The organism is Serratia sp. K1WW1, from assembly GCF_055790865.1.
Genome location: NZ_CM147697.1, coordinates 746,059 through 765,899, shown reverse-complemented (window position 1 = coordinate 765,899; position 19,841 = coordinate 746,059). Strand labels below are relative to the sequence as shown.

Annotated in this window: 15 protein-coding genes; 5 read left to right on the top strand and 10 right to left on the bottom strand. The window is 55.2% G+C overall.

Annotated elements, in window-relative coordinates:
• Positions 1-12 precede the first annotated feature (12 nt).
• From ACX9GU_RS03490 to ACX9GU_RS03480, 3 genes are all read right to left on the bottom strand, one after another.
• Positions 13-1,389 (bottom strand): DUF3999 family protein, encoded by a 1,377-nt coding sequence (locus ACX9GU_RS03490; RefSeq protein ID WP_473193855.1) that lies wholly within the window; start codon positions 1,387-1,389, stop codon positions 13-15.
• Positions 1,386-4,151, bottom strand: a complete 2,766-nt coding sequence (locus ACX9GU_RS03485) for a DUF2339 domain-containing protein (RefSeq protein WP_473193854.1) — start codon at positions 4,149-4,151, stop codon at positions 1,386-1,388. Before ACX9GU_RS03485 ends, ACX9GU_RS03490 begins: the two co-directional genes overlap by 4 nt.
• Before the next feature lie 103 nt (positions 4,152-4,254).
• Positions 4,255-5,712, bottom strand: a complete 1,458-nt coding sequence (locus ACX9GU_RS03480; RefSeq protein ID WP_473193853.1) for an EmmdR/YeeO family multidrug/toxin efflux MATE transporter — start codon at positions 5,710-5,712, stop codon at positions 4,255-4,257.
• A 206-nt stretch (positions 5,713-5,918) separates the two neighbouring features.
• On the opposite strand from ACX9GU_RS03480, the gene ACX9GU_RS03475 reads away from it, so the two are divergent.
• The 4 genes from ACX9GU_RS03475 (at position 5,919) to yfcF (ending at position 7,963) form a co-directional block, all read left to right on the top strand.
• Positions 5,919-6,572, top strand: coding sequence for a Qnr family pentapeptide repeat protein (locus tag ACX9GU_RS03475; RefSeq protein ID WP_473193852.1), 654 nt, complete (start codon positions 5,919-5,921; stop codon positions 6,570-6,572).
• A gap of 64 nt (positions 6,573-6,636) precedes the next feature.
• The gene (locus ACX9GU_RS03470) at positions 6,637-6,888 is read left to right on the top strand and encodes a type II toxin-antitoxin system Phd/YefM family antitoxin (RefSeq protein WP_021806919.1); all 252 of its coding nucleotides are present in this window, start codon (positions 6,637-6,639) and stop codon (positions 6,886-6,888) included.
• Positions 6,878-7,159: a type II toxin-antitoxin system RelE family toxin gene (locus ACX9GU_RS03465; RefSeq protein WP_473193851.1), complete on the top strand. Its 282-nt coding sequence runs from the start codon at positions 6,878-6,880 to the stop codon at positions 7,157-7,159. The genes ACX9GU_RS03470 and ACX9GU_RS03465 overlap by 11 nt, the downstream gene beginning before the upstream one ends.
• 168 nt (positions 7,160-7,327) lie before the next feature.
• On the top strand, positions 7,328-7,963 hold the full coding sequence (gene yfcF / locus ACX9GU_RS03460; RefSeq protein ID WP_473193850.1) for a glutathione transferase: 636 nt from the start codon (positions 7,328-7,330) through the stop codon (positions 7,961-7,963).
• A 110-nt stretch (positions 7,964-8,073) separates the two neighbouring features.
• On the opposite strand, the gene ACX9GU_RS03455 is transcribed toward yfcF, so the two are convergent.
• Entirely contained in the window at positions 8,074-9,528 is a 1,455-nt protein-coding gene (locus tag ACX9GU_RS03455) for an NAD-dependent succinate-semialdehyde dehydrogenase (RefSeq protein ID WP_021180637.1), read from the bottom strand.
• Between the two features lie 12 nt (positions 9,529-9,540).
• A complete protein-coding gene (locus tag ACX9GU_RS03450; RefSeq protein WP_024483077.1) occupies positions 9,541-10,806 on the bottom strand; it encodes a 4-aminobutyrate--2-oxoglutarate transaminase in 1,266 nt (421 codons plus the stop codon).
• A gap of 120 nt (positions 10,807-10,926) precedes the next feature.
• On the opposite strand from ACX9GU_RS03450, the gene pdxR reads away from it, so the two are divergent.
• Positions 10,927-12,453 carry a MocR-like pyridoxine biosynthesis transcription factor PdxR gene (pdxR, locus tag ACX9GU_RS03445; protein WP_473193849.1) on the top strand — a complete coding sequence of 509 codons (1,527 nt, stop codon included), beginning with the start codon at positions 10,927-10,929 and terminating at the stop codon, positions 12,451-12,453.
• Between the two features lie 116 nt (positions 12,454-12,569).
• Here the strand turns inward: pdxR and ACX9GU_RS03440 are convergent, their stop codons facing one another.
• From ACX9GU_RS03440 to ACX9GU_RS03420, 5 genes are all read right to left on the bottom strand, one after another.
• Positions 12,570-13,910 (bottom strand): APC family permease, encoded by a 1,341-nt coding sequence (locus ACX9GU_RS03440; RefSeq protein WP_021806924.1) that lies wholly within the window; start codon positions 13,908-13,910, stop codon positions 12,570-12,572.
• A gap of 243 nt (positions 13,911-14,153) precedes the next feature.
• The gene (locus ACX9GU_RS03435; protein ID WP_254698879.1) at positions 14,154-15,482 is read right to left on the bottom strand and encodes a 6-phospho-alpha-glucosidase; all 1,329 of its coding nucleotides are present in this window, start codon (positions 15,480-15,482) and stop codon (positions 14,154-14,156) included.
• Between the two features lie 9 nt (positions 15,483-15,491).
• The gene (locus ACX9GU_RS03430; RefSeq protein WP_473193848.1) at positions 15,492-17,102 is read right to left on the bottom strand and encodes a PTS transporter subunit EIIC; all 1,611 of its coding nucleotides are present in this window, start codon (positions 17,100-17,102) and stop codon (positions 15,492-15,494) included.
• A gap of 130 nt (positions 17,103-17,232) precedes the next feature.
• A complete protein-coding gene (locus ACX9GU_RS03425; RefSeq protein WP_175415641.1) occupies positions 17,233-17,967 on the bottom strand; it encodes a GntR family transcriptional regulator in 735 nt (244 codons plus the stop codon).
• 121 nt (positions 17,968-18,088) lie between these two features.
• Positions 18,089-19,795 carry an amidohydrolase gene (locus ACX9GU_RS03420; protein ID WP_473195103.1) on the bottom strand — a complete coding sequence of 569 codons (1,707 nt, stop codon included), beginning with the start codon at positions 19,793-19,795 and terminating at the stop codon, positions 18,089-18,091.
• Between the last annotated feature and the right edge of the window lie 46 nt (positions 19,796-19,841).

Genomic DNA, 19,841 nt, shown 5'->3' with positions numbered 1-19,841 from the left:
CAATCACTTGCCCTATTGCGGCTTCTGCTGAACCTCTTTCCACAGCTTCAAGGCCAACAATACCAATCCCCCCGCCCCCACAACCAGCAGTAGCCAGAGCAGGCCTTTCTTCCACATACTGGCCTCTTCTGCGGCATCTACCGCGCTCAAGCGTTCGGTGCCGCCCAGGGTCACTTGGGATTGCAACCCAGCTTCTGGCAACGCATCGGTATCTATCGTTTTACGCAGCTCTGCCGGGATCAGGCTATCTAAAGGGATCGCCTGAGGCTGGGCGGCTTTATTTCCCCACACCAGCAGGAATGGCGTGGTTCCCTGGGCATTGAATATCAAGGTTTGGCTATCGCGCTGTGCCGAGACTTCTGGCAGTGAATCGCCCCATTGCTGGTTGATGCCTTTCAAGCGGATACCCTGCACCAGCAAGCCGTTCAGCGGGATTGCCTCAGCGGTGCGGCCATTCACCGAGAACACCACCTGCTTGGTCAGAGGGTGCCAACTGTCATTAGCTGCGCTGCGGTAATCGATCTCGAGTGGCAGTACCGTATTGCTCTGCGTCGGCCTAATGCTGATATTGTTCAAGGGCTGTGGATTCGGCCAGCTATATTCCGCCTCACTGGCCGAAATGGCTTTTTGGTTGAAGGTCAGGCCGATCCTTTGTTGTTCGGTGTGTCTGGAAGCCGCAATCCCCTGCACTGACTGGATCTTCAAATCAGGGGCCGTTTTGGCATCGTTGAACACCAATAGCAGATAGCGAGGTCTGGCATAGTCATCAAGATCGATGGTATCCAACAGCAACCGATCGCTGCCAGAGACCAGATCCATCAAGGGCACATCCTCAGCGCTGCTCGACCAGTCTTTTAAATCGCTGCTATAAAACAGGCTAACGCGGGTCTGCCAATTCTCGGGCAGACGCTCCCAGGCCAGTTTTAACTGGGTTAGGCGCGGATAGTTGCCCTCATGCTGCGGGATCTCCAGCAGATAGGTGTTCCCCATTGGCTGGTCGCTATCCACTGGCAAGGTCACTTCAACACCACCTGCGGATTTTAACGAAATCACCTGTTGTTCCTGATTAGTGACCCTTTTACCCTTCATCGGGAACAGGCGCAGAGGGAAAGTCTGGCTATTCTCCTGAGTGGTGACGTTCGCAGCCAACGCAAATGGGACGGCCTGCCCCTGATTGTTGAACACCCGCACATCGCGCAGATCAGGCCAAACGCTCTCGGTATACACTGCCTCAGGCAGTTCAATACGGAAAAATGGCGCGCTGCCTTCAGTGGTTAGCGAGATGCCATAGGCGAAATCTTGCGGTTTTTCAGCCACCGGCTCCGCATTGGCCGCCCCGGCCAGACAAAGCGACCCCAGCAGCAACCAGTTATTCAGTTTTACTTTCATACATTCCCTCGTTCGCTTGCCACATTGGGTTCCTTAACGCGCACCGCTTTGGGTGGCAATGGGGAAAAATATCCCACGATCAACACCAGTATCGCCACGCCGATAAACGAGATGGCACGAGCCAATCCCCCACCCCTGGCGCTATCAACCAGCATCAGCTTAACAATGACGATACCGAGCAACGCCGCACCGCCAAACCAGACCTCACGCTGCCCACGGCGAGTTGACAACACCATGACGATCAGCGCTATCAGCATCCACAGCAAAGCGAAGGTGGTCTGCACCAGGCGGGAGCCCCAGAGCGTATCAACCCGCCAGGCAATATCGGCGTAATAGGCCAGTGCACGCAGGACTGCCCCATTGCCCCACCAGAACAGCATCGCGAGGGTAAACAGCGGTAGCGCCTGTTTCAGCAATGCAGCAAACTGCGAGTATTCCCGCCGGACAAACAGCCCCAGAGTCACCAGTGCCAAGAGTGCAAAACCAGCGCCCTCTTCCAATGGGTTCAACAGCGGTAAATAACGCCAGCCTATACTGACCCCATCAAACACGTTGCCTACCAGCAACAGCAGCAGAGCCAACGCCGCCAATGGGGCCAAGGCAATCGCACCATACAGTTGACGATGTTCGGCAAACGGCCAGCATCCTTTGCGCAGCGCACCATGTGTAGCCAAGATGATCAGGGAGAGGAAGCCCATTTGCAGGCCCAACTGCCATTCATCCATACCCCACGGCAAGCGCATCGTGCGCCAAAAGACTTCATAACCCAGCGCAAACACCACCATCCAGAACAGCGACAGGTGTAATCCTTGCTGCAGACGCAGTAACGGCAGAGAGCCTTCTTCGCGCTTCAGCAGCCAGTACGCCACCGGCAAGGCCAGCAACCAGACCAGATTCGGCCAGCCGAAGAACAATAAAGAATCAAAGTCGACTAATTGGAACAACAGCATGGCCAACATGCCCGGCCACAGCAGCCAAATGCTATAACGTAGTTCGAGCCAGGCCAGCCTTTGTGCCACCCAACGCCACAGCACTACGGATAGCGTCAACAAGGCCAACGCCAGGAAAGCCCCGTAGCCATAATCAAGCGGCAATCGCCCGGCAAAACCGAGCAGGCAAACCAGCCAGAGCAGGATGCCGCCAGCCAGGAAGGAGCAGCTGACAACCCGCCTGAATGCAGCATCGCTCTCCAGATCGCGCCAAAGGAATGCCACCGCGAGCCAAGTTAATGCCAGTACGGCGAACACCAGCGTGAAGGAGAGCGTCGTCATTCCAGCGCCAAGAGCTACCAGGGCGGAAGCCAAGGCCAGCACCAACAGGCCAGAACCGCTGAGGCTCATGCGGATTTGCTTTTGTTCACGACCAAGCCACAGAATGCCGAGCCCTTCCAGCGCCCAAGCCATAGATGTCCACTCGGCAGAGAGTGCCAATGGGATCGCCAGCGTAGTGAACACCCCACCCAGTGCCAAACCGGAAACCGCCAACATGCGGCCCAGAGATGGGTAGCGCTTCAATGCTGCCCAGGCCAGTAACAGGTAAGCCAAACCGAAGCCCAGCGCCGAGAACGCCGGGCCAAACTCCCAGTGGCGAACAATCAGATACTGCATGCCAAAACCGATTAACGGTGGGCCAAACAGCAGCGCGCCATCGATAATCTTCTCGCCAGGCAACTGTGCACGCAGAGTCAACGCCAGGCATAGCACGCCAAAAATCACGATATTGGCAATCAGGAACAGCTGACAACCCAGATAGTATTCCGGCAGGTAGTTGTTTACTCCCCACAGCCCTGCGACGCCAAAGGAAAAAACAAAACCCAGCAGGTTAAGTGGCCGCCATGGCTGCCAGACGCTGATCGCCAGAATGCCCAGCGAAAGCAGCAGATAATAGGAGAATAGCGCGACATAGCTGCCGCCACCGGTGGACAGCAGCAAAGGTGAAAGATAGCCGCCAATACTGGCAAGCATCGCCAGGCTGAGGGCGCGCTGCAATACGGCCAAGCCCACGCTGGCGGCGCAGATCACCAGCATCAGGCCAAATGCCAGCATATGTGGCAACAGTTGATAAAGCCGGAAGGCACCAAATACGGTGATATAGAGCGCGCCAACCGCGCCCCCTTGCAGGATCAGGGCATACATCGTCTGTTTAACACGTAGACGCCAGCCAAACCACAGTAAAACGCCGCTAGCCACCGCCGCGCCCATTAACCTGAACTCAATAGGCAGCATGTCGCGTTCAACGGTGTATTTCATCAGGTAGGCCAAACCGAAGAACAGCAGCAAGACACCCAGCTTTGCCAGCGGATTGCCTTGCATAAACCAACCCACCAGCCCGCTGAGCAGGTCGTTTTTCGGTTGCTGTGGTTTATCAATGGCAGGTTTATCAGCAATAGGTGGGCGAGGAATGGTTGTTACTGGTGCGGCTGGTTTTGGAGCTGTAGGCTCCCAGGCAGATTTAACCGGTGGAGGCACGGCTATTTCAGCAGCGGGCAGCACGGCTGACTGTTGTGCAGCATGCGCCGCAAAGTCATGCGTTGTCTTCACAGCCACAGGTGGCGCCTGGGGAGCTGGCGTTGGCCGCGATCTCCCGGTTTCCTCGAAGCGGAGATCATCCACCTGTTTTTGCAACTGGGTGAGGGCCAGTGTCAGTTGGGCAATTTCCCGCTGGTTGCGGTTGCCACGGCCGAGCGATACCACCACAGAAATGGGTAATACCACCAGGCACAGGAACAACGCCAAACCAGCGATAAATATCAATCCATCCATGGTGCACCTTTAGATCATTTATCGTGGCATCAGTCTTACACCAAAACATAACCGCCGACAATGGATTGATACTGCCAACCCGGCTCAGGCCAATAAAATACCGTTAGCTTGGCGGCTGTTCTTCGGCTGATTCCGGCTGGTTTTTTCTGAGCCGTGGATATTTCCATAGCCAGCGCCCGCTGACCATTCGCCAGTAGAAGAAGACCCCGCGAACTGCCCAGTCCAAGAACATCCCCAGCCAGACGCCCACTACGCCCATGCCCAGCACTATGCCCAGGATATAACCGGCGACTACTCGGCAGCCCCACATGCCCAACATCGTCACCCACATGGCAAATCGGACATCACGCGCGCCCTTCAGCCCAGCGGGTAATACCCAGGATGCAGCCCAAATCGGCATAAACGCGGCATTAAGCCAAATCAGGATTTTGACCACCTCTTTAACATCGTCTTCCTGGGTATAAAATGAGGCAAACAGCCCGGCAAAGGGAGCGGTTCCCCAGGCAATCACCGTCAGGCCAATCGTCGCCAGCCAAAAGACGTGCTTCATCTGCCGTTCGGCCTGAGCAATTTGCCCTTTCCCCAGACGCCTGCCGACGATAATGGTCGAAGCCGATCCCAAGGCATTCCCAGGCAGGTTAATCAGGGCAGCGATAGAGAAAGCGATAAAGTTACCGGCGATGACGTTGGTCCCCATCCCCGCCACAAACATTTGTGTCAGCAGTTTGCCAGCGTTGAACAGCACCGATTCGATACTGGCGGGAATACCAATCCCCAGCACCTCACGCAGGATGCTGCCGTTGAGTGGCGTAAAATAGCTTTTGAGCGTAATACGCAACGCCGGATTAAAGCCCACCGCCAGAACAGCAATAATGGCGATCGCGCCAATATAGCGGGCAATGGTCAGCCCCAGGCCCGCGCCAACAAAACCCAGGCCTTGCCAGCTAAATACCCCATAAATCAGCGTACTGCTGATGAGGATGTTGAGGATATTCATGCCGCCATTGATCAGCAGCGGGATCTTGGTGTTGCCCGCCCCACGCAGGGCACCGCTACCAATCAGGGCGATGGCGGCTGCCGGGTAGCTCCAGACGGTGGTTTGCAGATAAGAGAGCGCCAGCGCTTTGACTTCGGGCGTAGCTTCACCGGCGATCACGTTAATGATCTGCTGCCCGGCCAAATGGATCCCAACCGCCAGCAGTACCGCCAGCACGGTCATTAATACCAGCGACTGGCGTGCCGCAGCCCGCGCCCGTTTGCGATCGCGGGTGCCAAGGCTAAAGGCCACCACCACCGTGGTGCCCAGATCCACCGCCGCGAAAAAGGCCATGATGACCATGTTGAAACTGTCTGCCAGGCCAACACCCGCCATCGACTCTTTGCCGAGCCAGCTCACCAGGAAGGTGCTGAGCACCCCCATCAGCAGTACGCAGGTGTTCTCTAGAAAGATCGGTACTGCCAGTGGCGTGATCTCGCGCCAAAAAAGCACCCGATAGCTTTTTCGCTTGGCATACCAATGCGTCTTGGCAACGTGCTGGGGCAGTAGCCCGTGTAAGTTCAAGGTTGGCCTGTAGCAAGGAAGTGAAACGTCGTTTCAAATGATGGTTTATCAACGCTTACTCTGCAAGCGTTTTCTTTCCCAATATACCCACACAATGGCAATAAAGTATTCATCCGCCCGAGAGCCAAAATCGACATCCCATCATTCCCTTCCCCATCCACCTCGGGTACTATCGCCATAGACTGTATAAAAAAACAGGTAGCCCTATGCAACCCTTACTACTGCAATCCGCCAAGATTTCCCGTGATCAATTCCGTGGTGAGATCATCACCAACGGCAAGTTTCTGAACTGTGATTTCTCCGGCACCGATCTGACCGATACCCAGTTTATCAGCTGCGTTTTCTATGACGAAGAGACCCAGCTCGGTTGCAACTTCAGCCGCGCGGTATTGAAAGATGCCAGCTTTAAAAGCTGCGATCTCTCGCTGGCCGATTTCAGAAATACCCAGGCCCTCGGCCTGGAGATCCGCGAATGCAAGGCACTGGGGGCCGATTTTCGTGGCGCCAGCTTTATGAACATGATTTCTCAGCGCAGCTATTTTTGCAGCGCCTTTATCATCAAAAGCAATCTGAGCTACAGCAATTTCTCCAAGGTGGTGCTGGAGAAATGCGAGCTGTGGGAAAACCGCTGGAGTGGCGCTAACGTGCTGGGTGCCAGCTTTATTGGCTCCGATCTGTCCGGCGGGGAGTTCAACCAGTTTGACTGGCGAGCCGCCACCTTCAACCACTGCAATCTGACCGGCGCAGAGCTGGGAGAGATGGATGTCCGCCAGGTTGATCTGGAGGGGGTACAGTTGGATAGCCAGCAGGTCGTTGGGCTAATCGATCGGCTGGGGATAATCCTGGTCAGTGATGATTGACGAACAGGTCATTTAATGGCACTTTTAAAGGTGCTAATATCGATATTCCAAACAGGAGATCACCATGGCCTTTCAAATTTTAACCACTATCGCTGCCAGCATCACCGACCTGAAAAAGAATCCTATGGGAACCGTTGCAGACGGAGAAGGTGAAGCGGTTGCCATCCTGAATCGTAACGAACCGGCTTTCTACTGCGTGCCCCCTGAGCTGTATGCATACTATCGGGAGCTTGCCGAAGATGCAGAATTAAACCGTATTGCAGATGAACGCATGGAAGATGCGGAGTTTGTGAGTGTAGATCTTAATGATTTATAAGCTCAAATTTGAAAAGCGCGCACTGAAGGAATGGGTAAAGCTGGGCTATCCCGTTCGTGAACAACTGAAAAAGAAGCTGGCTGAGCGTTTAGAAAACCCGCATGTGCCCGCATCCCGCCTAAGTGGCCGCCCGAACCGTTACAAAATCAAACTGCGCTCATCAGGCTATCGGTTGGTTTATGAAGTACGTGATAATGAAATTGTTCTATTGGTGATCGCCGTTGGAAAACGGGCTGGGGAGGAAGTCTATTTTGCTGCCGATAAGCGATAGAATTCATCACTGAGTATCCCCTTCACAAATCAACAAAACCGGCTTGAAAGCTAATTAAGGTATTACTCGGCCTAATACGCCATTACGATTAATCATCGGCCATCGCCTTGATTTTATTGCGTCGTTCGCCAATGATCCCAAATACCTTTCCCATCCCCAAGGATCCGTATGAACTCATCGGCCACTGTTCTCTACACTGATAGCGACTTTTTCAGCCCCTATGCCATGTCGACCTTTGTGGCGCTCACGGAGAAAGGCATGCCGTTTACCATCAAGCCGGTAGATCTCTCACTGGGAGAACAGCAAAGCCAGGCCTACGGCAGCCTGTCGTTAACCCTGCGGGTGCCGACGTTAGTGATGGGCAGCTTCCAGCTTTCCGAGTCTTCCGCCATTGAGGAATATTTGGAAGAACTCCACCCAGCCCATCCGCTCTATCCGCGTGACATCAAACAGCGCGCCAAAGCCCGTGAGATCCAGGCATGGTTGCGTAGCGATCTGTTACCGCTGCGGGCAGAACGCCCAACCGAGGTGATTTTCAGCGCGGTCAAATTTGCCCCATTGAGTGCAGATGCCCAACGGGCAGCCAACAAACTGCTGACTGCGGCGGAAAAGTTACTGAGCCACGGCCAGGATCATCTGTTCCACGAATGGTGCATCGCCGATACCGATCTGGCCCTGATGCTCAACCGGCTGGTGATGCATGGCGATCAGGTACCGGAACCGCTGCGCGACTATGCACAAAAACAGTGGCAGCGCCCATCGGTGCAGGCTTGGTTGGCATTACCAGAGAAAATGCGCGGTTAAAAAAACCGGCGGCCACGACGCCGCCGTTCTCAACGGTGAGAAACATCACTTCTTGCTCGGAGGAAGCGCTCCCCAGCGTAGGCCACCAGGGAGCGTTCAAGTCTTGAGGGTTAGCAACTCACGTCAATACACAGGTATTTCAGTTCCAGATACTCTTCAATACCGTAGCGAGAGCCTTCGCGCCCCAGCCCAGACTGTTTGATACCGCCGAAAGGCGCTACCTCGTTGGAGATCAAACCGGTATTGATGCCCACCATGCCGTATTCCAACGCCTCTGGCACCCGCCATTGGCGGGCGGCGTTTTGCGTAAACAGGTAAGCAGCCAGACCAAATTCGGTATCGTTGGCCATCGCGATAGCTTCTGCTTCGTCATGGAAACGGAACAGCGGCGCAACCGGGCCGAAGGTTTCTTCTTTGGCAAAGCGCATCTGCTGGGTCACACCGGTAACCACCGTCGGCTGGAAGAAGGTACGGCCCAACGCATGCGGCTGCCCGCCGGTCGCGATCTGCGCGCCTTTGATCAGCGCATCATCAATGTGGCTCTGCACTTTCTCTATCGCGGCCTCATCGATCAGCGGCCCCTGCGTCGTCCCTTCCTGTGTGCCATCACCGACTTTCAGTTGCTCAACCGCGGCCACCAGCTTATCCACCAGGCGATCGTAGATGCCGTCCTGAACGTAAATACGGTTGGCGCAAACGCAGGTCTGCCCGCTGTTGCGGAACTTGGAGGCCATGATCCCGGCAACGGCCGCGTCCAGATTGGCGTCGTCAAACACGATCACCGGTGCGTTGCCGCCCAGTTCCAGCGAAAGCTTTTTAATGGTTGGCGCACATTGGGCCATCAGGATGCGCCCAACCTCGGTCGATCCGGTAAAACTCAGCTTGCGCACTACCGGGCTGTCACACAGCACTTTACCCACCTGTGCGGCTTCGCCGGTTACCACCTGCAATACGCCTGCGGGAATACCGGCATCCTGCGCCAGTTTGGCCAGTGCCAATGCGGTCAGCGGCGTTTGCTCAGCCGGTTTGACAATCATGGTGCAGCCTGCAGCCAGCGCAGGAGCCGCCTTACGGGTGATCATCGCTGCCGGGAAGTTCCACGGCGTGATCGCCGCGCAGACGCCGATCGGCTGTTTCACCACCACCAGACGCTGCGAAGCCTGTGGAGCCTGTAATACGGCACCGTCGACACGCTTGGCCTCTTCGGCGAACCAGGTAATAAACGAGGCGGCATAGGCCACTTCGCCACGCGCTTCCGCCAACGATTTACCCTGCTCAGCGGTCATCAGCTGCGCCAGATCTTCCTGAGCCGCCATGATTTTATCGGCCCAGGCCAGCAGCAATACGGAACGCTGCTTGGCGGTCTGTTGCTTCCAGCCGATTTGTGCCTGCTGTGCGGCGTTAATTGCCTGCTGGGTTTCCTCTGCGCTCACCAGAGGCACCGTTGTCAGCTCTACACCGTTGGCCGGGTTGATCACGGCTTCACGTTTGCCGCTGCGGGCATCGCACCACTCGCCGTTAATCAGGCATTGGCTACGCAGCAGATCGGGGTTTTGCAGTTTCATGGATATTGCTCCTTATTGGGCCAGCGCGCGGGAAAGGATTGCCAGCGCCTGGTTAAACTGGGCATCAGGAATGGTCAGCGGGTACAGGAAACGGATCACGTTACCGTTCACCCCACAGCTGAGTAGCAACAGTCCTTCTTCCTGGGCTTTTTGCTGTACCTGACGGGTAAACTCCGGCGACGGTTTACCGGTTGCCGGGTCGTTGAACTCTACTGCCACCATGGAACCCAGCGCGCGAATATCCACAATCGCCGGGCAGTGGCTACGTGCCTGTTGCAGCACTTCCACCAAATGTTGCCCCAAACGCTGGGAGCGTTGGCACAGCTGTTCTTCTTCAATCACGTCCAATACCGCCAGCGCGGCAGCAACGGCTAATGGGTTACCGGCGTAGGTACCGCCAAGACCGCCGGGAGCCGGGGCATCCATCACTTCGGCACGGCCCGCCACGGCAGACAGCGGCATACCGCCAGCCAGGCTCTTCGCCATGGTGATCAGGTCCGGTTTCACCGCATAGTGGTCCATCGCAAACAGCTTACCGGTACGGGCAAAGCCGGTTTGCACTTCATCGGCGATCAGCAGGATACCGTGTTGGTCACACAGCGTACGCAGCGCCTGCATGAATTCTGCCGGAGCCACGTTAAAGCCCCCTTCACCCTGCACCGGCTCCAGCACTATCGCGGCAACCTGCTTGGGATCGATATCGGCCTTAAAGATGCGCTCCAGGCTGTTCATGGCATCTTCGGTGCTGACGCCATATAACGCATTCGGATACTGACCGTGGAACACGGAGCCAGGGAACGGGCCAAAGCCCAGTTTGTAAGGGGCCACTTTACCCGTCAGCGCCATGGTCATATAGGTACGGCCATGGAATCCGCCGCCGAAGGTGATCAGGCCTGGACGCCCTGTGTATGCGCGGGCGATCTTCACCGCATTTTCTACCGCTTCTGCACCGGTGGTGAAGAAGGCGGTTTTACAGGTGCCTTCGATTGGAGCGCGTTGGTTGATGCGCTCTGCCAGCGAAATATAGCTCTCATAGGGAACGATCTGGTATGCCGTATGGGTAAACGCCTGGAGCTGCTTTTCAATGGCGGCGATCACCTTGGGATGACGGTGGCCGGTATTGAGCACCGCAATGCCCGAGGCAAAGTCGATCACCTCATTGCCCTCCACATCCCACAGGGTGGCATTTTCTGCACGCTCGGCGTAAAAACCACACATCACGCCAATCCCTCTTGGGGTAGCGGCCAGACGACGTTGATTCAGTTCTGCGTTTTTCATGCTGTTCTCTCCGGGCGGGACCAGTTATCGGTTTTGTTCACAAACGTGAAACATTGCGTTTATTTACACCTGATGTGGCCCTATAATCGAGTGCCAGTTACGATTAATTGAGGGATCCAATTGCGCTCATTGAGTGGTGACCTGCTGCTGCAACGCCTCGGCGAGCAGCCCGATGATAAACTGCACAAGCGGTTATACAATGCCATTCGTACCAGTATTCTGGACGGCAGCCTGCCCCCTTCCAGCCGCCTGCTGGCGTCACGCGATCTGGCACAAGAGCTGGGTCTCTCACGTAATACGGTGTTAACCGTTTATGAACAATTGCTGGCGGAAGGATATGTGTTTTCGCGCCAGGGAAGTGGAACCTTCGTCGCAGAAACGGTACCCGACAGCTGTTTATCCACCGCCAGCCAGCCGATTGGTGGTGACGGTGAGCAACGGCGTGCCGAGCTGTCACAGCGTGGCATCACGCTACTGCAACACGCCAGCGCCAGCCCGAAACAGTGGGGAGCCTTTATCCCCGGCGTCCCCGACGTGAATGCATTCCCGCATCACATCTTCAGCAAACTCCAGGCACGCATCAGCCGCCGCCCAACCTCACAGCGCTTAACTTACAGCAACCAAGGCGGCAGCCCGGAGCTGCGGCATGCGCTGGTGGACTATCTACGGGTGTCACGTTCGGTGCGCTGCTCGCCGGAACAGATCCTTATCACCGAAGGCATTCACCAGGCGATCGATCTGGTTACCCGCATGCTGTGTAATCCAGGGGATGATGCCTGGATCGAGGAGCCCGGCTATTGGGGGATCCGCAATATCCTGCGCATGAACGGCGTCAATATCTGCCCCTGGGCGGTGGACGAGGCCGGGATGGTGCCACCAGAACAACCAGCGGCCTTGCCACGGCTGATTTTTGTCACTCCTTCACATCAATACCCGTTGGGATCGGTGATGAGCCTAGCACGTCGGCAACGGCTGCTAGCTTTAGCTCGTGCGGCTGGTGGCTGGATCGTGGAGGATGATTATGACAGCGAATTCCGTTTCTCCGGCCAACCGATCCCGGCCTTGCAGGGGTTGGAAGCCGATGCGCCGGTGATCTACATCGGCACTTTCAGCAAAACGCTCTATCCGGCCCTGCGTCTGGGTTATGTAGTGCTTCCCAAGCCATTGATGGACGAGTTAAAAACGGCTCACGCGGAGCTTTACCGTGGCGGCCATCTGATCATTCAGGCGGCGCTGGCACAGTTTATTCAGGAAGGCCACTATACGGCGCATATCCGTCGCATGCGGTTGCTGTATGCCAAACGGCGTGGGTTCCTCACCGCGTTGATTGAACAGCATCTGGGTAAGCAGGCATTAAGCGAGTTCAACAGCAACGCTGGGCTGCACCTGGTGCTCAACCTGCCAGATGATGCCGACGATGTCGCCATCGCTGCGGCGGCCAATGAACGTGGAGTGCTGGTAAGAGCGTTATCGCGGTATTACATGCTGCCAAATGCGCGACGCGGGCTGTTGATGGGGTTTGCTTGCGTGCCCGAAGAGCAGATGGCGGCGGCGTTTGACGTGTTGTTGGAGTGTATAGGTTCCCCTCACCCTAACCCTCTCCCACAGGGAGAGGGAACCGATCGAGTGAGTCTGAAAACTCAGTGACACACCTTGGCTGAGGGGGCGATAAAATTTACTGAGGTTCCTCAATAACTACCAAATGTGCAGGGACTAACAGCTCCCTCTCCCTGTGGGAGAGGGTTGGGGTGAGGGGCAATCCATCAATCCAGCAGGTGGTTGATATCATCCTGGGTGGATGGGGGATCCTGACGCATCCCCTTGGTCAGCCACAGCAGATAAATAAAGCCGGCAAACAGCCAGGTGAAGCCCACTTTCAGCGCTTCGGGATCCAGGTTGACCCACAGCCACACCGACATGCCGAAGCCAATCAGCGGCAGCAGGCCGTATTTGAACATCGCGTTCAGCCCACGGCGTTTTTGGTTAATCAGGAAGTGTTTGATCACGCTGAGGTTAACGAAGGTAAACGCCCCCAGTGCGCCAAAGCTGATCATCGACACCACCATGCTCAAATCCATCCACAACGCCAGCAACGAGATGATCGCGACAAACACGATCGCGCGCCACGGAGTGCGGAAACGAGGGTGCAGATGGTAGAACACTTTGCGCGGCAACACGCCTTCACGCCCCATGGCGTAGAAAATACGTGAGACGCCGGTTTGCGCAGACATGGAAGAGGCATATACCCCAGTGAGGTAAGTGGCCATAAAGAAGTTGTACATCCACTTGCCGCCCACGTGCTCCGAAATAATCAGGCTGGCGGTGTCCTGATGCGGGATCAGCGATTGCCAGTCAGGATAGGCCAGATGCGCGGCGTAGGAGACGGCAACAAAGATGCCACCGGCACAGATCACGGTGATCAGGATCGCGCGCGGCAGAGTACGTTTGGCGTCGGCGGCCTCTTCGGCCATGGTGGCAATAGCGTCAAAGCCCAGGAAGGCCAGGCACAGCACCGCAGCCCCGGCGATCAGGCCAGAGAAGTCACCGGCATCCACCAGCAGCGGCTTCATCAATGACGCCGGGCTGAGATCGGCCTCGCTAAACGCCAGCACAATAAACAGCACGATAAACACCATCTGCAAGGCAATCAGCGTGAAGTTCACCGAGCTAAGCAGGCGCACGCCCAGAATATTCAGCGCGCTGACGCTGGCAATGGAGCCAAGAATAAACACGTAAGCAGGGATCGACGGGAATGCCTCGTGCAAGAAGATACCTAAAACCAGATAGTTAAGCATCGGCAGGAACAGATAATCCAGGATCTGCGCCCAACCTACCAGGAAACCGGTTTTACCACCAAAACTGCGCTGTACGTAGGAATAGGCCGAACCTGCCAGCGGCATGGCGTTGGTCATCCGGCAATAGCTCAGGGCGGTAAACAGGATGGTCACGATGGTAACCAGATAAGCGATGGGTAAGTGGCCCTGGCTTAACACGGTAACCTGACCGTAGGTGGTAAACACGCCCAGTGGCACCATATAGGCAAGGCCAAACGCAACCAGGGCGGGGGTTTTAAGAACTCGTTGCAACCGAATGTTTTGCGGCATTACCGTATCATCTCCTGGCGCAGCTCAGCGCTATTCAGGGCCAATCCCAATAGGCTATTTGATTCGCTGCGGTAAAAACAAGGGGACGGATTCTGGCACAAGTTAGGCTGCCGGGGAAGCTAACAATCCGCTTTCAGCCAACTAGGCGGCAATAGGTAAACAACAGGATGCTGGCTCGTTGATATATTGTTTCTGCGGGAAGGGGGCAAACCCTGCCCGTCAAGGGCAAGGCTTGCTGTTCGGTCAACGCAACGTAGGCCAGTAGTCTTTATTGGCTTCAATCAGTGCATCAAGCACCAGGCGTGCTTTCTTGGCATCCACAATGGTGCGGTTTAGCGTCAGCGCCTGCAAAGCTTTAGTGTAGGAGCCTTCAAACCAGGCTTCTACCGTCAAGCGTTCATAGGCAAATTGCTGCTCAATAAGCCCTTTATAAAAGGTTGGGATCTTACCCACGCCGAAGGCCCTTGGCCCGTTGCTGCCAATTTCGGCGGTCACTTCGACCATCACATCGTCGTCCAGGTTTGCTACCAGGCCGTTATTAGGCACCATGACGATAAACTTTTTCTTCAGATTAAAGGCAATCGCCTCTGCCAGCTCGACAATCATGTCACCGTGAGCATCGTTATGCACCACATGCACGTTCTTCGTCGTGCCCTCTTTCGCCGCGGTACGGCATTCGTCAAAGACCCGCTTTTCACGCCCATCAATGACCTCATTGGCTCGCGTGTAATGGGCATCCAGTTTCGACAGTTTGTATTCTGGATAGAGGTAATATTGCAGATAGGTATTGGGCAAGTAATCCGGGAAGTCGCGCAGCATATCGGCAACCGCAGCGTAGGTTTCCAGCCAGGATTGATCGCGTTGTTCCGCATCCACCGGCTTAAAACCATTTTCTGCGATAAATGATTTCAGTTCCGGTGCCAGATCGTGCCCGGTTTCGTCATACAGATGTTTAAACCAGCCAAAGTGGTTGAGCCCAAAATAGACCGGATCAAAGGTCGCCGGATCGCGGTTTAACAATCGCCCATAAGAACGCAGTAAATTCACCGGCTGATCGCAGATATTCAGGATCCGTTTATCATCCGGGAATTTTTTGTTCAGGGCATCCGCCACGATCGCCGCCGGGTTGGTGTAGTTCAATATCCAGGCCTGAGGGGAACGTGCCCGGACATTTTCCACCAGCTCAATCATGTCACGTATGGAACGCATGCCATAAGCAAACCCGCCAGCACCACAGGTTTCCTGACCAATCACGCCCAGTTCTAACGGGATCTTTTCATCCTTTTCACGCATGGCATATCCGCCGGTACGCATCTGGCAGAAGATAAAATCCATATCCGTAAAAGCGACGTCTTCATCATTGGTATAAGTAAACTCCAGCTCAGGATACTCCTCACTGAAAAGGACTTTAGCATACTCACCGATAACGGCCTGGCGCTCGCGATTGATATCAAACATCACCAGCTTTTTTAGCGGCAGACGTGCTTTGAGTTTACATAATGCTTTTAATAAACCCGGCGTCCAGGTAGAACCGCCACCCACTAATACAATATTAAAAGATGTTTTCATCATGAGTTTCTCTTATTGCGTCTGTTGAACCAGTAAACTTTGCTTGACCGCTCCGGCGATACTTTCCACCTGCGGGCCATAAATCACCTGTAAGTCATTCTCAGTGGCACGGATGATCCCGCTTGCGCCGCTTTGTTTCAGGATGACTTCATTAATTTTTTGTATGTCTTTGATTTTCACCCGCAGCCGGGTGAAACAGCAGTCAACATGTTGGATATTCTCTTTACCCCCCAGGCCGACAATAATTTGTGCCGATTGACCTTCATCCTGGTTTGCTCCTGACCTGGAAAGCGCAATGGCAGTTTCTTCATCTTCCCGCCCGGGGGTTTTGACGTTCAGGCGTAAAATAATCCACCGGAAGGAAAAGTAATAAACAGGCGCCCAGATACACCCCATAATCAGACTGACCCACCAATGTGTTTTCTCCCCGCCAAGCACGCCGAAGACGACAAAATCGATAAATCCCCCCTGAATGTTGCCAATCATCACCTGAAAGATCTGGGCAACGGCAAACGATAGGCCGGTCATGATGGCATGGAATAAAAACAGTACCGGCGAGACAAAGATAAAGCTGAACTCCAGCGGTTCCGTGATGCCGGTGGTAAAGGAGGCCAGCGCGCCTGCCATCATTAACGCCTTGACGCGCTGCTTGTGCTCAGGCTTGGCACAGTGCCAGATAGCCAAAGCAGCGGCAGGAAGACCAAACATCATGACCGGAATTTTGCCCTGGGCCAGGAAGCGCGTCGCCTCGCGCACAACGTTGTCGGTGAGTTCACCGGGATGGGCCAAGGCAAAGTTGAAGATGGATAATGCCCCAATCACGCTTTCATTATTAATGTGAACCATGCCTCCGACCGGGGTAAAACGGACGGTTTCATTTAGGATATGGTGCAGCCCGGTGGGAATAAGCACGCGTTCAGTAAAGGCATAGACAAATGTGCCCCATGGCCCTGATTCCCCGATGTATTTACCAAGGTGAATAATGCCATTGGCGATAACCGGCCAGATTAATGACACCAGCACACCAGTAATAGGTAAAACAATGACGGTAATAATGGGAACAAAACGGCGGCCACCAAAGTAGGCAATGGCCGCCGGGAGCTTAATGGTATAAAAACGATTATGCAGCATGACCGTCATCAGGCCAGCAATGACCCCGCCCAGCACGCTCATTTGATAGGTAAAAATTCCCAAGGTGTGGGTAAACTCGGCGGAGTACATCACCGCTTCCGTCTGGCTATACCCTTTCGCGACCAACGCCGCTACCGAGATGGTGTCTGGCGTCAACCCTTGCGACAGTAAACTGAAATTCACACCGACATGAAAGGTGATAAAACCAATCACTGCCGCCAGGGCTGCCGTGGGTTTCTCATCACGGGCAAGGCCAATAGCCGCAGCAATGGCAAACAGCAGCGGCAGGTTGGCAAATAAGGAACCGGCAACTTTTCGTATAAACCCAATACATCTCTGCATGGTTTCGGCATGCATGATGCTTTCCCCGACAATCGCCGGATTCTGTAAGGCAGCAGCAAGCCCGAGGAATATCCCTGCTGCGGCAATAACAGAAATAGGCATCATCAATGCCTTACCTAGATCTTGTAGAAACTCACCGGCACGACTCATTGTATCTCCCTCCTGCAAAGGGGCTGAGGCTGTTTTAATTGTGCGTAAGTATAACCACAGCAAATGTCTAGTTGTCTAGCCCACTAATGGCAAAGCAAGAGAGTGATCACAAATCAACCAGGATTACCGTTTAGGCGCGGGAGGCCGTCAGGGTAAAACGGTAATGCTGCTGATTATAGTAGATATCTGAAAACTCGAATATTTTACCCCCACTAAGGGTGGCAAGAGAGGTGGCGTGTAACACCGGTTCGTCTCGCTTTAATCCCAGCATATCCCGCACTTCATGTGAGGGAAGTTCCGCCCGGATCTCTTTTTCTGAATGCTCTACGCTAAAGCCTTTGCGGCTGATATAAGCATATTTCGAACTGTTCAGGTCATCTTCATGCAGATCGGCGAAAAGCTCGGTAATCATCCACGACTGTTCAAAGACAAAGGGCACATCCCCCACTAGTCGCAGACGTTTCATAAACCAGACGTCACTGCCGGGCGCAATGCGGAGCTTCTCCGCGATATCGGCAGTAGCCTGTTGCCGAAAAAGACAAATCAGACGATTGCTGACAGGGACATCCAACCCACAGGTGACTTCACTGGAAGAAAGATGGCGATCGAGAGGTAATGATACCAGGACGTTTTTTTTTGCCTGGATCACGAAGGTTCCTTGTCCGCGTCTGCGTTCTACCTTCCCCTGGCGTACCAGGTAATCGACCGCTTTACGTGCCGTCATACGGGAGATGGTGAACTGCTGGCAAAGTTCGTGTTCTGAAGGCAACGCATCGCCCGGGCGTAGGGTGCCGTAGGCAATCAGCCCATTCAGGTATTGTTCAAGTTGTAAATAAACCGGAACGGTAGAATATCGGTCAATCATCAGCAGCCCCCTATTTTTCCAAGGTATGGTAGCAGTCTGCCGCAAAGTAACAACAATTAGTCTGGTTTCATTCAAAGCCCTGCCCTCACGGCCAGGGCTTTGTCATCAATGAAAATCGCTATCAGGACTGATAGCCGATCTGCCCACCGATCAAGGTCCGCTCAATGCGGGTTTGGTACAGTTTCTCTGCTGGTTGCTCAAACAGATTTTGGTGCAGCACGATCGCGTCGGCAAATTTGCCCACTTCCAGCGAGCCAATGTACTGCTCTTTGGCGATCATGTAGGCCGCATCGATGGTGGCTGCGCGCAGCGTCTCGATCAGGGTCAGATCGCGATCGTTATCCAGGCGTGGCCCGGCAGGATTACCTTCGCTATCCCAGGCGCGACGGGTCATCCCCACCTGCAGGTTATACCACTCATCCAGGCGATCGATCGGCCAGTCGCTGCCATAGGCCAGCCGCGCACCGGCATCCAGGAAACGTGCCGCGGGCTCCAGATGAGGGAAACGGGCTTCACCCAGCATCTCGCGCTCTTCATCGATCAGCACGCCCGGTAAACCGGCCCACTGGAACGAAAGCACCGCCGTTGCCGCCAAAGAGGCAAAACGCGCATACTGATGCGGCGCAACCAGTTCGTTATGGGCCAACCCTGGGCGGATATCCTTGCCCGGGCAGGCCGCACGCATCAGCTCAACCGCATCCAGCACCTGCTCGATTGCGCCATCGCCTACCGTGTGGGTATGCGGATGCAGGCCAGCGCGGCCACACTCGACGATCAGCGCGTTCAGCACCGGCGTGGTGAAGTAGAGATCGCCATAACGCTCACTCTTGGCTTCCCCATGATGTTCACGGTAAGGCTCCAGCAGCGCCGCCGTCATGGTCGGTGGCTGCAACACGCCGTCGACGAACAGTTTGAGATGGCCAACAGAGATCCCGGCCTGCGGTGTCCAAGGCTGGCGGCTCCACTGTTCGGCAAAGGCGACAACTTCCTGCACCGCACGGGCAGCGTCTTCCGGCCCTTGTACGCTGTCTGGCGTGACTTCTTTGGCCCCCAGCACGCGTAAGGTCAGCTCACCGCGATCGCGCAGTACGGCGAAAGCCTCCAACTGTTCCGCAAACACGCGGGTGTCCATCACCGTGGTTACGCCCTGCTCATGCAGTACCTGCTGCACATGAGCCGCCACCTGCACGTTCTGTTCCGCCGTGCCGGAAGGAATGCTGTCGAAGGCGCGCATGGCCGGAGCATCTTCCAGGATCCCGGTCAGTTGACCATCGGTATCGCGGGCGATCTTGCCATCTGGCGGCACTGGCGTATTTTCATCAATGCCCAACATCTCCAGCGCACGGCTGTTAGCCGCCAGCGTGTGGCAATCGTTAGCGAACAACGCTACCGGGCGGCGGGTGTTCAGAGAGTCCAGCAGCGCACGGCTCATGTCCGCACCCACCGGGATCATCGCCTGACGCTGCCAGGCGCGCACCGTCAGCCATTCGTCATCGCCAGCCGGATATTTATCCAGATGCGCCTGTATATGCTGCAAGGTCTGCTCTACCGTCAGCGCCGCATAGTGCAGGCTGCATCCCTTGAGCTGTTTGCCACCCCAGAATGGGTGCATATGGCTGTCGATCAGGCCCGGCATCATCATTTTACCGTGCAGATCGATGCGTTCGGTGGTGGGGGTCGCCAGCGCAAGCACCTGCTCATCAGTCCCTACCGCAAGAATGTATCCCTGCCCTATCGCCAACGCACTACAAACACGATTTTCCGCATCTGCGGTGAAGATAGTGCCGTTGTAATAAATTACCTCGGCTGCTGTTGCCACTGGAGTCATAGTCATTGTCTCGAAACCTCACAAAATGACCTTAAGTATACCAAAA